Annotated in this window: 24 protein-coding genes; 19 read left to right on the top strand and 5 right to left on the bottom strand. The window is 69.6% G+C overall.

Annotation, left to right across the window (positions count from 1 at the left end):
• From AB0L00_RS01900 to AB0L00_RS01950, 11 genes are all read left to right on the top strand, one after another.
• Window positions 1–186, top strand: a complete 186-nt coding sequence (locus tag AB0L00_RS01900; protein ID WP_252780511.1) for a type Z 30S ribosomal protein S14 — start codon at window positions 1–3, stop codon at window positions 184–186.
• A gap of 109 nt (window positions 187–295) precedes the next feature.
• The gene (rpsH, locus tag AB0L00_RS01905; RefSeq protein WP_252840830.1) at window positions 296–694 is read left to right on the top strand and encodes a 30S ribosomal protein S8; all 399 of its coding nucleotides are present in this window, start codon (window positions 296–298) and stop codon (window positions 692–694) included.
• Between the two features lie 16 nt (window positions 695–710).
• Complete coding sequence (gene rplF, locus AB0L00_RS01910; RefSeq protein WP_345352745.1) at window positions 711–1,247, top strand: 50S ribosomal protein L6; 537 nt, start codon at window positions 711–713, stop codon at window positions 1,245–1,247.
• A 2-nt stretch (window positions 1,248–1,249) separates the two neighbouring features.
• Window positions 1,250–1,636, top strand: a complete 387-nt coding sequence (rplR, locus tag AB0L00_RS01915; RefSeq protein ID WP_252780529.1) for a 50S ribosomal protein L18 — start codon at window positions 1,250–1,252, stop codon at window positions 1,634–1,636.
• 46 nt (window positions 1,637–1,682) lie between these two features.
• On the top strand, window positions 1,683–2,291 hold the full coding sequence (rpsE, locus tag AB0L00_RS01920) for a 30S ribosomal protein S5 (RefSeq protein WP_345352752.1): 609 nt from the start codon (window positions 1,683–1,685) through the stop codon (window positions 2,289–2,291).
• Complete coding sequence (rpmD, locus tag AB0L00_RS01925) at window positions 2,288–2,470, top strand: 50S ribosomal protein L30 (RefSeq protein ID WP_345352755.1); 183 nt, start codon at window positions 2,288–2,290, stop codon at window positions 2,468–2,470. The genes rpsE and rpmD overlap by 4 nt, the downstream gene beginning before the upstream one ends.
• A gap of 2 nt (window positions 2,471–2,472) precedes the next feature.
• Entirely contained in the window at window positions 2,473–2,925 is a 453-nt protein-coding gene (rplO, locus tag AB0L00_RS01930; RefSeq protein WP_345352758.1) for a 50S ribosomal protein L15, read from the top strand.
• A 157-nt stretch (window positions 2,926–3,082) separates the two neighbouring features.
• Window positions 3,083–4,384: a preprotein translocase subunit SecY gene (gene secY, locus AB0L00_RS01935; protein WP_345353680.1), complete on the top strand. Its 1,302-nt coding sequence runs from the start codon at window positions 3,083–3,085 to the stop codon at window positions 4,382–4,384.
• Window positions 4,384–5,037, top strand: coding sequence for an adenylate kinase (locus tag AB0L00_RS01940; protein WP_364427029.1), 654 nt, complete (start codon window positions 4,384–4,386; stop codon window positions 5,035–5,037). Before secY ends, AB0L00_RS01940 begins: the two co-directional genes overlap by 1 nt.
• A gap of 63 nt (window positions 5,038–5,100) precedes the next feature.
• Entirely contained in the window at window positions 5,101–5,901 is an 801-nt protein-coding gene (map, locus tag AB0L00_RS01945) for a type I methionyl aminopeptidase (RefSeq protein ID WP_364427032.1), read from the top strand.
• Window positions 5,902–6,083: 182 nt separating this feature from the next.
• The gene (locus tag AB0L00_RS01950; RefSeq protein WP_364427034.1) at window positions 6,084–6,521 is read left to right on the top strand and encodes a DUF1707 domain-containing protein; all 438 of its coding nucleotides are present in this window, start codon (window positions 6,084–6,086) and stop codon (window positions 6,519–6,521) included.
• 73 nt (window positions 6,522–6,594) lie between these two features.
• Here AB0L00_RS01950 and AB0L00_RS01955 read toward each other — a convergent pair whose 3' ends face one another.
• The 3 genes from AB0L00_RS01955 to AB0L00_RS01965 form a co-directional block, all read right to left on the bottom strand.
• Entirely contained in the window at window positions 6,595–7,971 is a 1,377-nt protein-coding gene (locus AB0L00_RS01955) for a TfuA-like protein (RefSeq protein ID WP_364427037.1), read from the bottom strand.
• Window positions 7,968–9,134 carry a YcaO-like family protein gene (locus AB0L00_RS01960; RefSeq protein WP_364427040.1) on the bottom strand — a complete coding sequence of 389 codons (1,167 nt, stop codon included), beginning with the start codon at window positions 9,132–9,134 and terminating at the stop codon, window positions 7,968–7,970. Before AB0L00_RS01960 ends, AB0L00_RS01955 begins: the two co-directional genes overlap by 4 nt.
• Window positions 9,135–9,206: 72 nt before the next feature.
• Window positions 9,207–9,374, bottom strand: coding sequence for a hypothetical protein (locus AB0L00_RS01965; protein ID WP_364427042.1), 168 nt, complete (start codon window positions 9,372–9,374; stop codon window positions 9,207–9,209).
• Between the two features lie 301 nt (window positions 9,375–9,675).
• On the opposite strand from AB0L00_RS01965, the gene infA reads away from it, so the two are divergent.
• The 8 genes from infA (at window position 9,676) to truA (ending at window position 14,739) form a co-directional block, all read left to right on the top strand.
• On the top strand, window positions 9,676–9,897 hold the full coding sequence (gene infA, locus AB0L00_RS01970) for a translation initiation factor IF-1 (RefSeq protein WP_067912209.1): 222 nt from the start codon (window positions 9,676–9,678) through the stop codon (window positions 9,895–9,897).
• A 106-nt stretch (window positions 9,898–10,003) separates the two neighbouring features.
• On the top strand, window positions 10,004–10,117 hold the full coding sequence (rpmJ, locus tag AB0L00_RS01975; protein WP_252780562.1) for a 50S ribosomal protein L36: 114 nt from the start codon (window positions 10,004–10,006) through the stop codon (window positions 10,115–10,117).
• Between the two features lie 166 nt (window positions 10,118–10,283).
• Window positions 10,284–10,664, top strand: coding sequence for a 30S ribosomal protein S13 (gene rpsM, locus AB0L00_RS01980; RefSeq protein WP_345352782.1), 381 nt, complete (start codon window positions 10,284–10,286; stop codon window positions 10,662–10,664).
• Window positions 10,665–10,725: 61 nt separating this feature from the next.
• The gene (gene rpsK, locus AB0L00_RS01985; RefSeq protein WP_252780568.1) at window positions 10,726–11,127 is read left to right on the top strand and encodes a 30S ribosomal protein S11; all 402 of its coding nucleotides are present in this window, start codon (window positions 10,726–10,728) and stop codon (window positions 11,125–11,127) included.
• 17 nt (window positions 11,128–11,144) lie between these two features.
• Window positions 11,145–11,774, top strand: a complete 630-nt coding sequence (gene rpsD / locus AB0L00_RS01990) for a 30S ribosomal protein S4 (protein ID WP_345352788.1) — start codon at window positions 11,145–11,147, stop codon at window positions 11,772–11,774.
• 94 nt (window positions 11,775–11,868) lie between these two features.
• Window positions 11,869–12,882: a DNA-directed RNA polymerase subunit alpha gene (locus AB0L00_RS01995; protein WP_252840846.1), complete on the top strand. Its 1,014-nt coding sequence runs from the start codon at window positions 11,869–11,871 to the stop codon at window positions 12,880–12,882.
• A 123-nt stretch (window positions 12,883–13,005) separates the two neighbouring features.
• Entirely contained in the window at window positions 13,006–13,530 is a 525-nt protein-coding gene (rplQ, locus tag AB0L00_RS02000; RefSeq protein WP_364427046.1) for a 50S ribosomal protein L17, read from the top strand.
• A gap of 357 nt (window positions 13,531–13,887) precedes the next feature.
• Complete coding sequence (truA, locus tag AB0L00_RS02005; RefSeq protein WP_364427049.1) at window positions 13,888–14,739, top strand: tRNA pseudouridine(38-40) synthase TruA; 852 nt, start codon at window positions 13,888–13,890, stop codon at window positions 14,737–14,739.
• Between the two features lie 181 nt (window positions 14,740–14,920).
• Here truA and AB0L00_RS02010 read toward each other — a convergent pair whose 3' ends face one another.
• Window positions 14,921–15,949, bottom strand: a complete 1,029-nt coding sequence (locus tag AB0L00_RS02010; RefSeq protein WP_364427052.1) for a hypothetical protein — start codon at window positions 15,947–15,949, stop codon at window positions 14,921–14,923.
• A 664-nt stretch (window positions 15,950–16,613) separates the two neighbouring features.
• A complete protein-coding gene (locus AB0L00_RS02015; protein WP_364427054.1) occupies window positions 16,614–17,786 on the bottom strand; it encodes a hypothetical protein in 1,173 nt (390 codons plus the stop codon).
• Between the last annotated feature and the right edge of the window lie 23 nt (window positions 17,787–17,809).

The following is a 17,809-nucleotide window of genomic DNA, read 5'->3' on the forward strand; positions in this document are numbered from 1 at the left end:
ATGGCGAAGAAGGCTCTGATCGCCAAAGCGAACCGGAAGCCCAAGCACGCCGTGCGCGCCTACACTCGGTGCTCGCGGTGCGGGCGTCCGCGTGCCGTCTTCCGCAAGTTCGGCCTGTGCCGGATCTGCTTCCGGGAGATGGCGCACCGCGGCGAGCTGCCCGGCATCACCAAGTCCAGCTGGTAAATCCACCGGCTTTTCGATAAATGACCGATCGGGCGCCTGGACAAGGCGCCCACGACCGCGTCGAAGGTCCGTGACGTACGGAAACCGCGGCGAGGAGGGCCAGTAGGCCATGACGATGACCGACCCGATCGCAGACATGTTGACCCGTCTGCGGAACGCGAACTCGGCATACCACGACACCGTGGCCATGCCGTACTCGAAGATCAAGGCGCACATCGCCGAGATCCTCCAGCAGGAGGGTTACATCTCGGGATGGAGCGTGGAGGACGCCGAGGTCGGCAAGAAGCTCGTAGTCGACCTCAAGTTCGGCCCGAGCCGGGAGCGCTCGATCGCCGGGCTCAAGCGGGTGTCCAAGCCTGGCCTGCGGGTCTACGCGAAGAAGGACAACCTGCCGAAGGTCCTCGGTGGTCTCGGCGTCGCGATCATCTCGACGTCCTCCGGCCTGATGACCGACAAGCAGGCCGGCAAGCACGGTGTGGGCGGGGAAGTCCTCGCCTACGTGTGGTGAGGGGAGGGACCCAAGCATGTCGCGTATTGGACGTCTGCCCATTCCCGTCCCCAGCGGCGTCGACGTCAAGGTCGATGGCCAGGAGGTCACGGTCAAGGGCCCCAAGGGCGAGCTGAAGCACACGGTCGCCCGGCCGATCGAGGTCGCCCAGGAGGGCGGCGAGATCAAGGTCGGTCGCCCCAGCGACGAGGGCCCGGTCCGTGCGCTGCACGGCCTTACCCGGTCGCTGATCAACAACATGGTCATCGGCGTGACGCAGGGCTACAGCAAGACGATGGAGATCGTCGGCGTCGGCTACCGCGTTCAGGCCAAGGGCAGCAATCTCGAGTTCTCGCTCGGCTTCAGCCACTCGATCACGGTCGAGCCCCCGGCGGGCATCACCTTCCGTGTCGAGCGGCCGACCCAGTTCGTGATCGAGGGCATCGACAAGCAGAAGGTCGGCGAGGTCGCCGCGAACATCCGCAAGCTGCGTAAGCCCGACCCGTACAAGGGCAAGGGCGTGCGGTACCAGGGTGAGCAGATCCGCCGCAAGGTCGGAAAGGCTGGTAAGTAGACATGGCTGCGAGCAAGACTCAGGTCCGCAAGCGGACCGCGTCGCGCGCCGCGTCGCGGACCCGCCGGCACCTGCGCGTCCGCAAGAAGGTCCAGGGCACGCCGCAGCGGCCGCGCCTGGTCGTGACGCGTTCGACCAAGCACATGTTCGCGCAGATCATCGACGACCTGGCCGGTCACACGCTGGCGTCGGCGTCCACGCTGGACCCCACGCTCCGTACGGCCGAGGGCGACAAGACCGCCAAGGCGCGCAAGGTCGGCGAGCTCCTCGCCGAGCGGGCGCGCGAGGCGGGCATCAGCGCGGTGGTCTTCGACCGCGCCGGGCACCGCTACCACGGCCGCATCGCGGCGCTGGCGGACGGCGCTCGAGAGGGCGGGCTGGACTTCTGATGGCTCGTCAATCGCATCTGATGACGCACGAGAAGAGGAACCACTAATGGCAGCACCACGTCGTGGCGGCGGCGAGCGGCGCGACCGGCGTGATGACCGCCGCGGTGGCGCCGACAAGGGACAGTCGTACATCGAGCGCGTCGTAGCGATCAACCGGGTCGCTAAGGTCGTCAAGGGCGGCCGGCGCTTCAGCTTCACGGCGCTGGTCGTCGTGGGTGACGGCAACGGCACCGTGGGGGTCGGTTACGGCAAGGCCAAGGAGGTGCCCGCGGCGATCGCCAAGGGTGTCGAGGAGGCCAAGAAGCACTTCTTCAAGGTGCCGCGGATCCAGGGCACCATCCCGCACACCAGCCAGGGTGAGGAGGCCGCGGGCGTCGTCATGCTCAAGCCGGCCAGCCCCGGTACCGGTGTGATCGCGGGTGGCCCGGTGCGCGCGGTGCTGGAGTGCGCGGGCATCCACGACGTCCTGTCGAAGTCGCTCGGCTCGTCCAACGCCATCAACATCGTGCACGCGACGGTGGCGGCCCTCAAGCAGCTCAACCGGCCCGAGGAGATCGCGGCCAAGCGGGGTCTGCCGATCGAGGACGTCGCCCCGGCCGCGATGCTCCGCGCCCGTGCCGCGGGCAGCGAGCCCCGGCAGGAGGTGGCGTCATGAGCAACCTGAAGATCACGCAGGTGAAGTCCAAGATCGGTGGCAAGCAGAACCAGCGTGACACCCTGCGTACGCTCGGGCTCCGGCGGATCGGCGACAGCGTCGTCCGCGAAGACCGCCCCGAGGTGCTCGGGATGATCAACACCGTTCGCCACCTCGTGACCGTCGAGGAGGTCGACTGACCATGGGTGCAGAGACTCCGCTGCGGCCGCACCACCTGCGGCCCGCGCCGGGCGCCCACAAGTCCAAGGTCCGCAAGGGCCGCGGCGAGGCGTCCAAGGGCAAGACCGCCGGACGCGGCACCAAGGGCACCAAGGCCCGCAACACCGTGCCGGCCGGGTTCGAGGGCGGCCAGATGCCGCTGATCCGCCGGGTTCCGAAGCTGAAAGGTTTCAAGAACCCGTTCCGGGTCGAGTACCAGGTCGTCAACGTGGCCAAGATCGCCGAGCTCTTCCCCGAGGGCGGCGAGGTCACGCCGGAGAGCCTCGCGGAGAAGGGCGCCGTGCGCGCCGGCCGCCTGGTCAAGGTCCTCGGCACTGGTGACATCTCCGTAACGGTTCAGGTCAAGGCGCACGCCTTCTCCGGTTCCGCGAAGGAGAAGATCACAGGTGCCGGAGGCACTGCGGAAGAGCTGTGAGTCAAAGCCCTTGCGGGATTCGCCCCCGCCCTGCGGTGGCGGGGGCGGCAATCCCCGCAAGGGCTGTTAGAGTTCGACCGGCGATACTGTCGCCGCAACTTGAGGATCGACCGAGGGCCCTGAGCGGCCGCCGGCCGGAAACCGCGCAGGAGGAATGGTGCTGACCGCGTTCACTCGGGCGTTTCGAACACCCGACCTGCGCAAGAAGCTTCTCTTCACGCTGTTCATCATCGCGGTGTTCCGGCTGGGCTCTCAGCTGCCGGCACCGGGCGTGAACACCGGAGCCGTGCACCGATGCGTGGACGTCGTGAGCAAGGGGGCCAACGCCAATGTCTATGGCCTGGTCAACCTGTTCAGCGGCGGCGCGCTGCTGAAGCTATCGATCTTCGCGCTGGGCATCATGCCCTATATCACCGCGAGCATCATCCTTCAGTTGCTCACCGTGGTGATCCCTCGCCTGGAGGCGCTCCGTAAGGAGGGCCAGGCCGGGACGACGAAGATCACGCAGTACACCCGCTACCTGACGATCGGCCTGGCGATCCTCCAGGGCACCGGCATCGTCGCGATGGCGAGCACGGGCAACCTGCTCCAGGGTTGCACCGAGGACCTGCTCTGGAACAAGGGCTGGTTCACCATCGTCACGATGGTCATCGTCATCACCGCGGGCACGTCGGTGATCATGTGGCTCGGTGAGCTGGTCACGGACCGGGGTGTCGGCAACGGCATGTCGATCCTGATCTTCACCCAGGTCGTCGCGGTCTTCCCGTCCGAGTTCTGGAACATCTACAAGACCAAGGGCGGCTTCGTCTTCGCGATCGTGCTCCTCGTGGGCATCGCGATCGTCGCCGGCGTGGTCTTCGTCGAGCAGGCGCAGCGCCGCATCCCGGTGCAGTACGCCAAGCGGATGGTCGGCCGCCGGATGTACGGCGGCACCTCGACCTACATCCCGCTCAAGGTGAACCAGGCCGGCGTCATCCCGGTCATCTTCGCCTCGTCGCTGCTGTATCTCCCACAGCTGATCGTCCAGATGTGGCACAGCTCGAACCCGGTGGCGACGTTCATCAACAAGTACCTGGTCAAGGGCGATCACCCGATTTACATGGCCCTGTACTTCCTGCTGATCATTTTCTTCACCTACTTCTACGTGGCGATCACGTTCAACCCGACCGAGGTCGCGGACAACATGAAGAAGTACGGTGGGTTCATCCCGGGTATTCGCCCGGGGCGGCCGACCGCCGAGTACCTCGACTACGTGCTCACGCGGATCACGGCTCCCGGTGCGCTGTACCTTGGACTCATCGCGCTGGTCCCGATGGTGGCGTTCGGCATCATCGGTGCGAGCCAGAACTTCCCGTTCGGCGGCACCAGCATTCTGATCATGGTCGGCGTCGGGCTGGACACGGTGAAGCAGATCGAGAGCCAACTCCAGCAGCGTAACTACGAGGGCTTCCTGCGGTAGTGCGAATCGTGCTCGTGGGCCCCCCGGGAGCGGGCAAGGGGACTCAGGCCCAGTTCATCTCATCGCATCTGTCGGTCCCGAAGATTTCGACAGGTGACATCTTCCGCGCCAACGTGAGCGGTAACACGCCCCTCGGCCGTAAGGCCAAGGAGTACATGGACCGCGGCGACCTCGTCCCCGACGAGGTGACCATCGCGATGGTGCGCGACCGGCTCGCCGAGGACGACGCGCAAGAGGGCTTCCTGCTCGACGGCTTCCCGCGGAACGTTCCGCAGGCGGAGACGCTCAAGAAGATCCTCGCCGAAATGGATCTGCGGCTCGACCTCGTCCTCGAGCTCGTGGTCGACGACGACGAGGTCGTCCGGCGGCTCTCGGGCCGCCGTACCTGCCGCAAATGCGGGAAGATCTGGCACATGGTCTTCGACCCGCCGTCCAAGGAGGGCGTCTGCGACGTCTGCGGTGGCGAGCTGTTCCAGCGTGACGACGACCGCGAGGAGACCATCAGGCACCGCCTGGAGGTCTACCAGGAACAGACCGCACCCCTCGCGTCGTTCTACGCCGATGAGGGCATCCTGGTCGGTATCGATGCGACAGGGCCCGTCGAAGAGGTCACCGAGCGGGCGCTCGCCGCGCTTCGTCCCTTCACCGACTGACCACGGTGGTGAGGCGCGGCCGGATTCCTCCGGGCGCGTCCGGATCTACCTGCGGAGCGGAGAGTGTGGAAGAAGCGTAAGCCGGCCATTCAGATCAAGTCGCGTGGCGAGCTGGACGTGATGCGGGAGGCCGGCCTGGTCGTCGGCCGCACACTCCAGCGGCTCACCGAGGCGGTCAAGCCCGGCATCACGACGGCGGACCTGGACGCGATCGCGGAGGAGTCGATCCGCTCCGCGGGCGCGACACCGTCGTTCAAGGGCTATCAGGGGTTCCCGGCCTGCATCTGCACCTCGGTCAACGAGGAGATCGTGCACGGCATCCCCAGCCCGTCGAAGGTCCTCACCGAGGGCGACGTCATCTCGATCGACTGCGGCGCGATCGTCGACGGCTGGCACGGCGACTCGGCCGTGACGGTGCCGGTCGGCGAGATCACCCCGGAGGAGCACAGGCTCCTCGAGGTCTGCGAGGAGTCGATGTGGCGCGGCCTGGCGGCCGGGCTGGCCGGCGGCCGGCTCAGCGACATCGGGCACGCGGTCGAGACGTACGTCCGCGGCCAGGGCGACTACGGCATCGTCGAGGAGTACGTCGGCCACGGCATCGGCACGGAGATGCACATGGACCCGGCCGTGCCCAACTACGGCCTGCCGGGCCGCGGGCCGGTGCTGGTACCGGGCATGTGCTTCGCGGTCGAGCCGATGGTCAACCTGGGCACGGCCGAGACCCTGCTGCTCGACGACGACTGGACCGTCATCACCGGCGACGGCCGGCGCTCGGCGCACTTCGAGCACACCTTCGCCGTCACCGAGGACGGCCCCTGGGTGCTCACCGCCCTGGACGGCGGCGCCCGCCTCAAGGCCGCCTAAACGCTCCTGCGGTCGCAGGCCGCGACCTGAGTGCCCTGAGTTCTGGTCGCCGGGACGACGAGAAGTCCCGGCACAGAGAAGTCCCGGGGCGCCCCGTGATCGCCGCGACTGTGGATCGGGGTGTGGCGCGGCGTAATCTCTGGATTAAGGAATCCGGGGGCTCCTGAGGGAGAGGATCGACCATGGCGCTCAATCCCGAGATCCGCGCCTCCGACGCCGATCGTGATCGGGTCGCGGCGGCGCTGCGGGAGCACTGTGCTCAGGGGCGCATCGGCGTCGACGAGCTCAACGAGCGTCTCGACGTCGCCTACCGCGCGCGAACGCTGGGCGATCTGCAGAAGGTGACCAGCGACCTGCCCGAAGAGGACATGTACGAACTGCCGGTGCCGGCGTATCGGCAGTCGACGCCCGCCCGCCGTCCCGGGGGCGGTCTCCAGCGGACGGGGATGCGGGCGGGCTGGGCGACGTACGCGTCGGTCAACCTGATCTGCTTCGTGGTCTGGCTGCTCACCGCCGTGACGGCGGGCGCCTGGTACCCGTGGTGGGTCTGGGTGGCCGGCCCGTGGGGCGCGTTGATGCTGGCCGGGCAGTTCTTCGGACGAGGGGAAGAGCGCCGCTGAGCGGAGCTCGGACCCGGCCGTCTTGCATGGACCCGGATGGTCCCTGAGAAGACCCTGACGCATCACCGGGCGTTCAGTCGGTGAGCGCGGAGGAGGGATCCCGGTTCGGGGGGACGACTCCGGAGGCGTGCAGAAAGAACGCGCGGGCGACCTCGACCGCCGCGGCGGCGTCCAGGAACCCACGGTCACGGGCGGCGGCATCGAGCGCATGTCCGTCCGTCGCCACCACCTCCCACCGATCGGCGATGTGGGCGCGCAGCAGATCCTGGCGGAGGTGGTGCACGGCCCGGTGCGGAGCCGTGGCCGCCACGGCGTCGTTGACGCTCCAGGCGGCCGCCACGGCCGCCGCGCTGTCCAGGTCCGGTCTGATGAGGAACGCCGTCTTCGCCAGGGTGGTGAGCCGGGCGTGCCCCGCCGCGTCGAACCGGGCCGAGCGAACGAGGATGCGCAGCAGTTGCTCGTCCTCGCTCAGGCCGTGGATCTCCTGGGGGCTCAGCCAGTACTGCGCCTGTTCCTCGTCCAGCGAGCCTCGATCAAGGCCGCCGGTACGCGCGGTCTCGATCGCGCGTCGCTCGATCAGGGCGGGGTCGTCGCCGAGCGAGCCTCCGGTGATCCAGGTGAGGGCGGCATGCCGCCACCGGGCCGGGAAGCCCGGGTCGTACAGCTGCTGGTGCTGGAGTTCCGCGACGACCGGGATCCTTCCGGCGCCGGGGCGGCGGACATGGAAGCGTGTGATCCACTGTTCGATCTGCGTCGTCCGCCATGAGGTGCCGGCCCACTCGCTCGGATCGGGTGGTGTGAGCCTTCCGTCGGCCACCAGGCGGAGCGCCTCGACCGCGTCCGCGTACTTGGCGTTGACGGCCTCGGGGCGATCGTTCTGCCAGTGGGTCATCCGGTCGACGGCGTCCCGCAGGCTCGCGTCGTCGGCGACCGCGTCGGCCAGCGCGCGCGGAGTTCTCGCCGGGTAGTGGAGCTCTCGGGCGACGGCGAGCAGGCGGTCCGCCTCCGTCCGGCCGATCGCCGCGGCGTTCACGGCGTCGCCGACACGTATCCGGACGTCGACCAGCGGGACGGACAGCGGACGGAGATCATCGGGCGTATGTGCGACGGCGACCTCGTCATCCGCCTCGATTCGGCCGTCCCGGTACATCTCGAAGATCCGGCCGACGCCCCGCATGCCGAACGGATATAGCTCCGCCGCGCGAAGCGCGCCCATGCTGGACGCGCCGACGACGGAGACGCCCTCGGCGAGCAGCAGCAGGATCTCCTTGTGCCGGACGGGCGGGGTGGAGTGGAAGACACCGTCGATGATGACCACGACGTCGCCCGCCGCGCAGCCGAGGGCGAGCAGGTCGCCGTGGCGCACCGGAGGATGCGTACGCGCCTCGGGCAGGATCCGCCCGACCTGCTCGGCGCCGATGGTGGGCCCGCAGAAGACATGGACGGTCACGCGGCCCCCTCGCCCCTCGCCTCGGCCTCGGCGCGGACGCTCGAGTGCGGCGTCTGCCGCGTTCCCGGGCAGAGCACCTTCACCACCGCGAACTCGTCCCGATCGGCGAGCACGACCCGGAGCGGGGAGGAACCCGTGACCGCGCCGATCCGCTCGGCGAGCCGGTCCGCCTCCTCGGTGTCCGTGGCGAAGTGCGCGCCGGGGACCGTGCTCTTCACCCGATCCCACGCTTCCAGCGGTCCGGGGGTCACCGGACGCGGGAGATGAACGGGACGGTACGCCGCCGATGCCAGATCGTCCCGAGTGCCGGTGATGTGGGTCAGCCGTGCCTGTACGGCCTCGGTGACGGCGCGCGACAGCGCGACGGCCGGGTCCGCGTGCGCACCGGCACCGAACATGACCGATGCCGGTGAGTCCTCATGCCACAGATGGGCGACCACACAGGGCACGCCCATCCTGTTCGGCACGTACTCGATCTCCAGCCACGCGCCGGCACGGGAGACGCGCTCGACGAGTTCCGCGCAGTGATCGTCGGAGACGCTCGCCGGGTCGATGTACCGACGGCCCGACGCGGGGACGCCCCGCAGGGCGTGCACGGCGTCACGCTCGATGACCTCGTACAGGGCGTGCACGGTCGCCTCTGCCACGGTGTTTCCGGAGGCGAGGCCGTTGGAGCTCTCCATGAACGCGGGGACACGCCAGTCGGCCGGAGGGTGCCCCATCCGGACCGCACCCCGGGGCACCGGCACCGAGGTCCGCTCGACCAGGTCGACGGCCTGGATCCAGTCCAGCCGTGTCCACTCGGTGAGCAGGCTTCCCCGCATCCCGGCCAGTTCCTTGATCTCGTACGGGAGGTCGAGTTCCGATGAGGGTGTGTCGAGGAGGCCGGGTGCCGGGACGGCGTTCTCGGCGTGCCAGAGTTCGACGGCCTCCATGGCTCCGGAGATCTTCGCGAGCAGGAGCGTCGCGCCCTTCCCCTGGGAGACCGACAGCGTCGTCGCCAGCGGGCGGACCGCCATCACGACCGGGATCCCGATGATGTCCAGGCCGGTGACGTCGGCGAGCCGGGTGATGCCGTAGTCCCTCAGCAGCGGCCGGATCGACTCGTAGGTCTCCTCCGGCGTCCGAACGCGGTGGGTGCCCGTGAAGAACACCTTCTGCATCGTTCCTCCATGGCGAACGCCCCGGTCACGGCCCGTCGAGGCCATGACCGGGGCTTCCCGGGGCCGGTCCGCTCAGGAGGCCGGTACGTAGACGGTCTCGTCGTTGGCCGACAGCCCGCAGGTGGCGTGGGTCTGTGCGTGCCCGTACGCCGGAACGGGCTCAGCGGTGAACAGTTCGTCCAGGTCGGCGATCGCCACGTGCGCGGCGGCGGTGCCCTGCGGGAGCGGGTGTCTCGTCATCTGCTCTCCTGTCGCCAGCCGGCCACGGTGATCGTCCGAGGCCGGGTCAAAGAGGAAAAATACCGCGTTCAAGATCATATCGGCGTTGATCGTCGCGGCGCGGAATGAAGTGCCCCGTCGGCTGGTTGTGACGAGGGTGACGCCCCGACACGGGGTCCGGAGCTTGATTTCGGATTTCGTGCCGCGTGACGTACACTCTTTTGTCGGTCCCGTGTTGGCTCATGCCCGCATGTCATTGCGGCGAGTCGGTATCTCGCGGAGGCCGTTCTCCTGACGAACCGATCAGCGAAGCGCGGAGGACATGCCCAAAAAAGAAGGGGCCATCGAAATCGAGGGCACCGTCGTCGAATCACTCCCGAACGCCATGTTCCGGGTGGAGCTCGACAACGGGCACAAGGTGCTCGCCCACATCAGCGGCAAGATGCGGATGCACTACATCCGGATCCTGCCCGATGACCGCGTTGTCGTGGAGCTGAGCCCCTACGACCTCACGCGCGGTCGGATCGTCTACCGATACAAGTAACCACCCACTGGGGTTGCCTTCCCCGCGTATAGTCGGTTGGTGAGTCGCTTCGGCGTGCTCGCCTGCGGCTCGGCAGCGCGGGGGTGACCCTGCACGAGGAGACCCAGTGAAGGTCAAGCCGAGCGTCAAGAAGATCTGCAGCAAGTGCCGCATCATCCGGCGGCACGGCCGGGTCATGGTCATCTGCGATGACCCGCGCCACAAGCAGCGTCAGGGCTGACAACTCAACAGCAACCGCGCCACGGGCGACCTGGCGCGGTCGCGCATATTCCGACGTTCCGCGGCTCCCCTGAGGAGCAACCCCCGGTCGGAGGCCGGGGCCCCACCCGGGCAGGGGTGGGGGTGCGGGGCGCAGACCTCCGTGAAACAGAAGGGAACTGCCCGAGATGGCACGCCTCCTCGGCGTCGACCTCCCGCGCGACAAGCGCCTCGAGGTCGCTCTCACCTACATCTTCGGCATCGGCCGTACCCGTGCCCTCGAGACCCTGAAGGAAACCGGCATCAACGGTGACCGTCGGGTCCACGAGCTCGGTGACGACGAGCTGATCCAGCTCCGTGACTGGATCGAGGCCAACTACCGGATCGAGGGCGACCTGCGCCGCGAGATCCAGGCCGACATCCGTCGCAAGATCGAGATCGGCTGCTACCAGGGCATCCGGCACCGCCGCGGCCTGCCGGTGCACGGTCAGCGGACGCAGACCAACGCGCGTACGCGCAAGGGCAAGAAGAAGACCGTCGCCGGCAAGAAGAAGGCCGGCAAGAAGTAGTAGTCCTCGGCCCCTCGCCCGGGGCCGACGGATCGACGACCTCCAGGAGATTTGAGAGCAGATGCCGCCAAAGAGCCGCGCCGGCGCCAAGAAGGTGCGCCGGAAGGAAAAGAAGAACGTCGCTCACGGGCACGCCCACATCAAGAGCACGTTCAACAACACGATCGTCACGATCACGGACCCCGTGGGTGCCGTGATCTCTTGGGCCAGCGCCGGCCACGTGGGCTTCAAGGGCTCGCGTAAGTCGACGCCGTTCGCCGCTCAGATGGCGGCCGAGGCCGCCGCCCGCCGCGCCATGGAGCACGGCATGCGCAAGGTCGACGTCTTCGTGAAGGGCCCGGGCTCGGGTCGCGAGACCGCGATCCGGTCGCTGCAGGCGACCGGCCTCGAGGTCGGTTCCATCCAGGACGTCACCCCGGTGCCGCACAACGGCTGCCGCCCGCCGAAGCGCCGCCGCGTCTGAGTTAGGGAAGAAGAGAGATGGCTCGATACACCGGCGCCGACTGCAAGCTGTGCCGCCGCGAGAAGATGAAGCTGTACCTCAAGGGCAGCAAGTGCGAGGGCCCGAAGTGCCCGATCGAGATCCGCCCGTACCCGCCGGGTGAGCACGGTCGCGGCCGTCCCAAGGAGAGCGAGCACATGCTCCAGCTCCGGGAGAAGCAGAAGGCCCGTCGCATCTACGGCGTCCTCGAGGCCCAGTTCGTCAACTACTACAAGGAGGCGAACCGCCGGACGGGCAAGACGGGTGACAACCTGCTGAGCCTGCTCGAGCGCCGCCTCGACAACGTCGTCTACCGCGCGGGCTTCGCCAAGAGCCGCGACATGGCCCGGCAGCTGGTCAAGCACGGCCACTTCCTGGTCAACGGCAAGAAGGTCGACATCCCGTCGTACCGCGTCAGCGAGCGCGACATCATCGAGGTGCGCCCGAAGTCCCTCGAGGACACCCCCTTCGTGGTGGCGCGCGCCGAGGCCGGCGACAGCCGGGTCCCGGCGTGGATCGAGGTCGTCCCCGACCGGATGCGCATCCTCGTGCACTCCCTCCCGGTCCGGCAGCACATCGACGCGCCGGTCCAGGAGCAGCTCATCGTCGAGTGGTACGCCAAGCGCTGACGTCCACTCGTGCGGGCGCACGTCTCATGGCGTGCGCCCCGCAGTGCGAGATCGCGGCAGTCATATAGCGGGCGCCGCGGGAAGGAAGTAAGAAATGCTCATCGCCCAGCGACCGACTCTCACCGAAGAGCAGGTCGACGAGTTCCGGTCGCGGTTCACGATCGAACCGCTGGAGCCGGGCTTCGGCTACACCATCGGCAACTCGCTCCGCCGTACGCTCCTGTCCTCCATCCCGGGTGCCGCCGTCACGAGCATCCGGATCGAGGGCGTGCTGCACGAGTTCTCCACGATCCCGGGCGTGAAGGAGGATGTCACCGACATCATCCTGAACCTCAAGGAGCTCGTCGTCTCCTCCGAGCACGACGAGCCGGTCGTGATGTACCTCCGCAAGCAGGGCCCCGGTGAGGTCACCGCCGCCGACATCGCGCCGCCGGCCGGTGTCGAGGTGCACAACCCCGAGCTCCACATCGCCACGCTGAACAACAAGGCGAAGCTCGAGATGGAGCTCACCGTCGAGCGTGGCCGGGGTTACGTCTCCGCCGCCCAGAACAAGCAGCCGGGCCAGGAGATCGGTCGGGTTCCAATCGACTCGATCTACTCTCCGGTCCTGAAGGTCACCTACAAGGTCGAGGCGACGCGTGTCGAGCAGCGCACCGACTTCGACCGGCTGATCGTGGACGTCGAGACCAAGCCCGCGATGCTGCCGCGCGACGCGGTGGCGAGCGCCGGCAAGACCCTGGTCGAGCTGTTCGGCCTGGCCCGGGAGCTCAACGTCGAGGCCGAGGGCATCGACATGGGCCCGTCTCCGACGGACGCCGCGCTCGCGGCGGACCTGGCGCTGCCGATCGAGGAGCTCAACCTCACGGTCCGGTCCTACAACTGCCTCAAGCGCGAGGGCATCCACACCGTGGGTGAGCTCGTGGCCCGCAGCGAGCAGGACCTGCTCGACATCCGTAACTTCGGCGCCAAGTCGATCGAAGAGGTCAAGCAGAAGCTCAACGACATGGGCCTCACGCTGAAGGACTCCCCGCCCGGGTTCGACCCGACGGCGGCGGCGGACGCCTACGGCGACGAGGACCAGAGCTACGCCGAGACCGAGCAGTACTGATCAGTTGACCGGGCGGCCCCGAGGGGCCGCCCGTCGTCACCGACACTCGGCGGGGCCGACGGCCTCGCCGGACCGACACCGGTACCTCGTACGGCCGGTGCGGGTTGAAACAAGGAGAAGTTCATGCCCACGCCCACCAAGGGCCCTCGTCTCGGCGGCAGCCCGTCGCACCAGCGCATCATCCTGGCGAACCTCGCCACGGCGCTGTTCGAGCACGGCCGCATCACGACGACCGAGGCCAAGGCCCGGCGGCTGCGTCCGCTGGCGGAGAAGCTGATCACGAAGGCCAAGCGCGGTGACCTCGCCGCGCGGCGCCAGGTCCTCACCGTCGTGCGGGACAAGGGCGTCGTCCACACGCTCTTCACCGAGATCGGCCCGCGGTTCGAGAACCGCCCGGGCGGCTACACCCGGATCACCAAGCTCGGCCCGCGCAAGGGCGACAACGCCCCCATGGCGCTGATCGAGCTGGTCGAGGAGGCCGGGCCGTCTGCGGTGACGACCCGTACGACCGCTCCGGCCGCGGAGGCCCCGGCGCCCGCCGCCGAGGAGACCGAGGAGACCCCGGCAGCGGCGACCGAGGAGCCGGCGGCCGAGGCCCCGGCCGCGGAGGCCACGGCGGACGACACCGAGGCCGACGAGAAGAAGTAGCGCAACGTTTACGACGCAGCCCGCCGCGCCCCTACGGGACGGCGGGCTCGTTGTTTGAAAGACTTGTGTTCGACGCGCTCGGCCGCCGGTGCCGGATCTGCTCGGCCGCCGGCAGGCGGGAGCCGTCGATCCGTTCGGTGACGTCCACCCCTCAAGGGACGTCCGTCCGTCTATGAAGGAGAAGCCGGTGGTTCGCCGTCTGCGGCCCCGTTCGACGGCTGAGGGGCTCGGCGTGCCCGCGGGGTGCGCCCGGACGCGACTCCGCCGCGCCGTCACCGACGCGCTCACGGTAACAGAAGGGGGGAGGCGGCGTTCCGCGTTCGGCCCGAAGGCCGAGACCGACGCGCCGCGAGCCCGATGACCGCTCTGGTACGACTCCGGCTCGACCTCGCCTATGACGGCGCGGAGTTCGCCGGTTGGGCGCGGCAGCCGGGGCGGCGAACCGTCCAGGGTGTCATCGAGGACGCCCTGGGCCGGGTCCTGCGGTTGGACCCGCCGCCGGTCCTCACGGTCGCGGGTCGTACGGACGCCGGGGTGCACGCGCGCGGCCAGGTCGCGCACGTCGTCCTTCCCGTGGCGGCCTACTCCCAGGTGGGCGGCACACTACCGCGCCGGATGGCCGGCGTGCTGCCACCGGACGTGCGGATCTGGCGGATCGAACAGGCGCCCGATGGCTTCGACGCGCGGTTCTCCGCCCTGTCACGTCGCTACGCCTACCGCGTCTGCGACAACCCGGTGGGCGTCGACCCGCTGCGCCGCCACGAGGTGCTGTGGCACCCTCGGCCCCTCGATCTGGACCGGATGAACGCCGCCACCGCGCTGCTGCTCGGCGAGAACGACTTCGCCGCGTACTGCCGCAGGCGCGAGGGCGCGACGACGATCCGGAGGTTGCTGCGCTACGACTGGGAGCGCGAGTCGGCCGACGTCGCCGTCGCCACCATCGTGGCCGACGCCTTCTGCCACTCCATGGTGCGCGCCATCGTGGGCGCGCTGCTGGCTGTCGGCGACCGCCGCCGTCCGGTCGAGTGGCCGGCCGAGGTCCTCTCCGCCCGCGTCCGCGACTCGGCGGTGCAGGTCCTCCCGCCGCACGGCCTGACGCTGGAGGAGGTCACGTACCCGGAGGCCGGGCTGCTGGCCAGCCGGGCCCAGGAGACCCGCCGGGTCCGGGTCCTCGGCGCGACCGCCCCGGAGGAGCGCCAGGCCGGCTGACCCGGCCCCGAAGCAGCGCGCGACGCGCACCCCGGGCCCGGCGTGGGGCAACGCGGGCGTCGCCAGGAACACGACGACATGCGTCCGAGCTGGGCGCGGCGTGGGTGAGGGCGGGCGTCGGTGGGAAGACGACGACGCGCGTCCAGGCCCGGCGTGGGACGGGGCGCGCGTCGTCTGTCGGTCAGCTCTTCGCGCGGACCTCGATGGACTTGCCGGTGTCCGTGCGGAAGCCGAACGCGACGTCCTTGAGCGTCGTGTCGTCCGGCTTCGGCTTGTGGGCGTCGGCGAACATCGCGTACGAGTAGATGATGTACCGGCCGCGCTGAATGCTCGCCGCGTAGCCGCCGCCCTGGTCGATCTTGGGAGCGTCGGTGGCCTTCATCCCGCGGAACCACTTGTAGTGCTCGGCGTCCTGGGCCTTCATGGCGGCGGCCGCGGCGGCGTCGGTGGGCATCGCCGCGATCCCGGTCGTCACCGCCAGCTTCTTGTCGTCGGAGACGAAGGTCGCCCGTACGACGCGCCGGCAGTGCTGACGGGTCAGCTCCACGCTGAAGGGCCCGTTGGCGGTCAGGTTGCAGTGGTCGTTCGGGACGGTCTTCATCAGGACGAACGTGTGCCCGGCGATCTTGAGCTGCGGATCGGGGAAGACCTCGGTGACGCTGAGCGGCTTGGGGTCCTTCTTCTCGTCCCTGATGTCGATGGGCGTCGGCTTGGGCTTGGGCTTCGGCTTCGCCGACGTTTGGGTGGGCGTCGGAGACGCCGGGCTGGGCGTGGGCGGCTGCTGGGCATGGGTCGGCGGAGCGGACGCCGCGTGCTCCTTCGGCGCGTCGTCGGACACCGTGGTGTAGGCGATGACGCCTCCGCCGCCGAGCACGAGCGCGGCGAGTGCGCCGGCGCCGATGAGCAGCGCGCCTCGTGCTCCGGCCGCGCCCGCGGCGCCACGCCAGTGCCCACCGGGGCCGCGCGGACCGCCGGGCCCGTCGGAGGGCGGACCGGGTTCGCCCGAGCCGATCTGGGGAGTGGGCCGGGTGGCGTCCATCTCCGGCTCCGGCTCCGGCTCCGTGGGCGCCTCGGGGATCGTGCCCGGCGGGAGGATGGCGTCGGGGGTGAGCGGGGGCATGGTGCTCTCCGCCGCGGAGAGCGGCGGTTCGCCCGCGCGTCGTGCCACGGTCAGGGCGGCGCCCGTCTCCGGCTCCAGGACGTCCGTCACGGTCCTCTCGGCGGCTCCCGGGGCCGAGTCGTCGACCAGGCCCGATGAGGCCGCCGAGGCGGGTCCTGGGGGCCCTGCGGCTCCGGCGGAGGCCTCGGCCGGACGATCCGTCGTCCCCAACCACACCGTCGCGTTCGCGTTCGGATCAGGCGAGGCCGGGCCGCCATCGGGACCGTACGGGGCGCCGGGAACGTCCGTGGCCGGGCCGTACGCCGGTGCCGAGGCGGGCGGGGCGTCCGATGCGGGACCGGCCGCCGGGGGCGGAGCGGTGTAGCGGTGCTCGGGGGCGTCCGTCGGGCGGGGTGAAGACGTACCCGCCGAGCGGGGGCCGGTCGGCGGGTCGGAACGGAGGTCCGAGGGCGTCGCGGCCGTCGGTCGCTGCGGCGGGGCCGTCTCCCGGTTCTCCGCGTCGGGCGCGGGAGATCCGGGACGCGGGAGTGGCGGGGTCATGCTCTCCTCGGCGTCAGGCGTCGGGGGCGGTCCGGAACGGGCCGGGTCGCCCGGCGGCACATCGGCGGGCTGGGGGGTGACGAGGGGATCAGCCGGTGTACGACGGCCGGGCGACGCCGGCGTCGGCGGAGGCTCCGACCCTTCCGTTACGGACGGTACAAAAGTCTCGTCACGGCCAGACATGGGTCACTAGAGTATTAGCGAGCGGTGTCCTTTATGCGGGTTTGCCGACCATTGACCGGTAGTTCAGAGCTGGTCGCAGATTGCTACCGACTGTCGCATTCTGCACGAATGCGGTCACACTCGCATAGTCACTCTGTGTGATTTTCTTGCCGGTCGGGTACTGCACCCAGCTCATGATGAGGTAGTGGCCGTCGGGGTCGGAGGTCGTGAGCGACAGCCCCTTACCGATCTTGCTGGTGCTCCCGGCGCCCGGCAGCGGCAGGACGTACGCGTCCTTCGGGCGGGACGCCTTCTGCGCGTACTTGGCCGTGGTCGCCGTCTTGAGGTTGACCACGCCGATGGTGCCGATGAACTTGCCGTTGCTGTACGTCGCGCGCAGCACCTGGGTGCACCCGGCCTTCACGAGGGCCTTGCGGAACGTGGTGCCGTTCACGGCGCTCGCGCACTTGGGGTCCGAGCGTCGCGTGGTCAGCACGTAGGTGCGGCCGCCGGCCTTGAACTTCTTGTTCTTGAAGACCTCGGCGAGGGTGAGCGGCTTCGGGTCCGTGGCCCGGGAGGCGAGACGCTCGCCCTTCCCGGTCTCGGTCGGCGTGGGGGTGGGGGTCGCGGTCGGGGTGTTCGGGGGCGCGGCGGCGGGCTTGGACGCCGCCGTCGGCTTCGGCTCGGGGTCGCCGCCGCCCGAGGACAGCGCGAACGCCGCTCCGCCGCCGATGACGACGACGCCCGCGGCGACCGCGGCACCGATGATCAGGAGCTTCTTCTTGCCGCCCGACCGCTCGTCGCCGGGTACGTCCGCGGCGGGGTCCTGGCCGTAGGCGCCTGGCATCTCGCCGTACCGGCCCGGCCCACCGGGTCCGCCCGGGGCGTTGTAGCCGCCTGGAGCGTCGAACCCGCCCGTGCCGCCGTACGGGCCCTCCGCGGGACCGCCCGGTCCGGCGCCGTAGCCGCCGGCGTCCTGGCCGAAGGACTGTGTCTCCTGCCCGTAGCCGCCCGGCTGCTCGGTGCCGTACGAGGAACCCCCGTAGGAGTTCGGGCCGCCGTACGAACCGGCGGCGTCCTCGTCCTGGGACGTGCCGGAGCCGTACGGGCGTTCGAAGAGCGAACCGCCGCGGGAGGCCTCATCCTCGGCCGGGCCGTACGGCGACTGCGGCGGCTGCGGAGGTACCCAGCCGCCGGGTTGCTGTTTATCACCCGGAAAAGCCATGACCGCGACCCTACCTGCTCATT

Source organism: Actinoallomurus sp. NPDC052308 (genome assembly GCF_040679195.1).
Classification (GTDB): domain Bacteria; phylum Actinomycetota; class Actinomycetes; order Streptosporangiales; family Streptosporangiaceae; genus Actinoallomurus; species Actinoallomurus liliacearum.

Excerpts from the sequence above, each read along its gene's own strand:
- rpsE (WP_345352752.1), top strand. The coding sequence starts at position 1,683 with ATGGCAGCACCACGTCGTGGCGGCGGCGAGCGGCGCGACCGGCGTGAT.
- infA (WP_067912209.1), top strand. The coding sequence starts at position 9,676 with ATGCCCAAAAAAGAAGGGGCCATCGAAATCGAGGGCACCGTCGTCGAA.
- AB0L00_RS02015 (WP_364427054.1), bottom strand. The coding sequence starts at position 17,786 with ATGGCTTTTCCGGGTGATAAACAGCAACCCGGCGGCTGGGTACCTCCG.
- rpsH (WP_252840830.1), top strand. The coding sequence starts at position 296 with ATGACGATGACCGACCCGATCGCAGACATGTTGACCCGTCTGCGGAAC.
- rpsK (WP_252780568.1), top strand. The coding sequence starts at position 10,726 with ATGCCGCCAAAGAGCCGCGCCGGCGCCAAGAAGGTGCGCCGGAAGGAA.
- rpmD (WP_345352755.1), top strand. The coding sequence starts at position 2,288 with ATGAGCAACCTGAAGATCACGCAGGTGAAGTCCAAGATCGGTGGCAAG.
- AB0L00_RS01950 (WP_364427034.1), top strand. The coding sequence starts at position 6,084 with ATGGCGCTCAATCCCGAGATCCGCGCCTCCGACGCCGATCGTGATCGG.
- AB0L00_RS01965 (WP_364427042.1), bottom strand. The coding sequence starts at position 9,374 with ATGACGAGACACCCGCTCCCGCAGGGCACCGCCGCCGCGCACGTGGCG.
- AB0L00_RS01960 (WP_364427040.1), bottom strand. The coding sequence starts at position 9,134 with ATGCAGAAGGTGTTCTTCACGGGCACCCACCGCGTTCGGACGCCGGAG.
- AB0L00_RS01900 (WP_252780511.1), top strand. The coding sequence starts at position 1 with ATGGCGAAGAAGGCTCTGATCGCCAAAGCGAACCGGAAGCCCAAGCAC.
- rplR (WP_252780529.1), top strand. The coding sequence starts at position 1,250 with ATGGCTGCGAGCAAGACTCAGGTCCGCAAGCGGACCGCGTCGCGCGCC.
- rplQ (WP_364427046.1), top strand. The coding sequence starts at position 13,006 with ATGCCCACGCCCACCAAGGGCCCTCGTCTCGGCGGCAGCCCGTCGCAC.
- AB0L00_RS01995 (WP_252840846.1), top strand. The coding sequence starts at position 11,869 with ATGCTCATCGCCCAGCGACCGACTCTCACCGAAGAGCAGGTCGACGAG.
- rplO (WP_345352758.1), top strand. The coding sequence starts at position 2,473 with ATGGGTGCAGAGACTCCGCTGCGGCCGCACCACCTGCGGCCCGCGCCG.
- truA (WP_364427049.1), top strand. The coding sequence starts at position 13,888 with ATGACCGCTCTGGTACGACTCCGGCTCGACCTCGCCTATGACGGCGCG.
- rpsM (WP_345352782.1), top strand. The coding sequence starts at position 10,284 with ATGGCACGCCTCCTCGGCGTCGACCTCCCGCGCGACAAGCGCCTCGAG.
- rpsD (WP_345352788.1), top strand. The coding sequence starts at position 11,145 with ATGGCTCGATACACCGGCGCCGACTGCAAGCTGTGCCGCCGCGAGAAG.
- rplF (WP_345352745.1), top strand. The coding sequence starts at position 711 with ATGTCGCGTATTGGACGTCTGCCCATTCCCGTCCCCAGCGGCGTCGAC.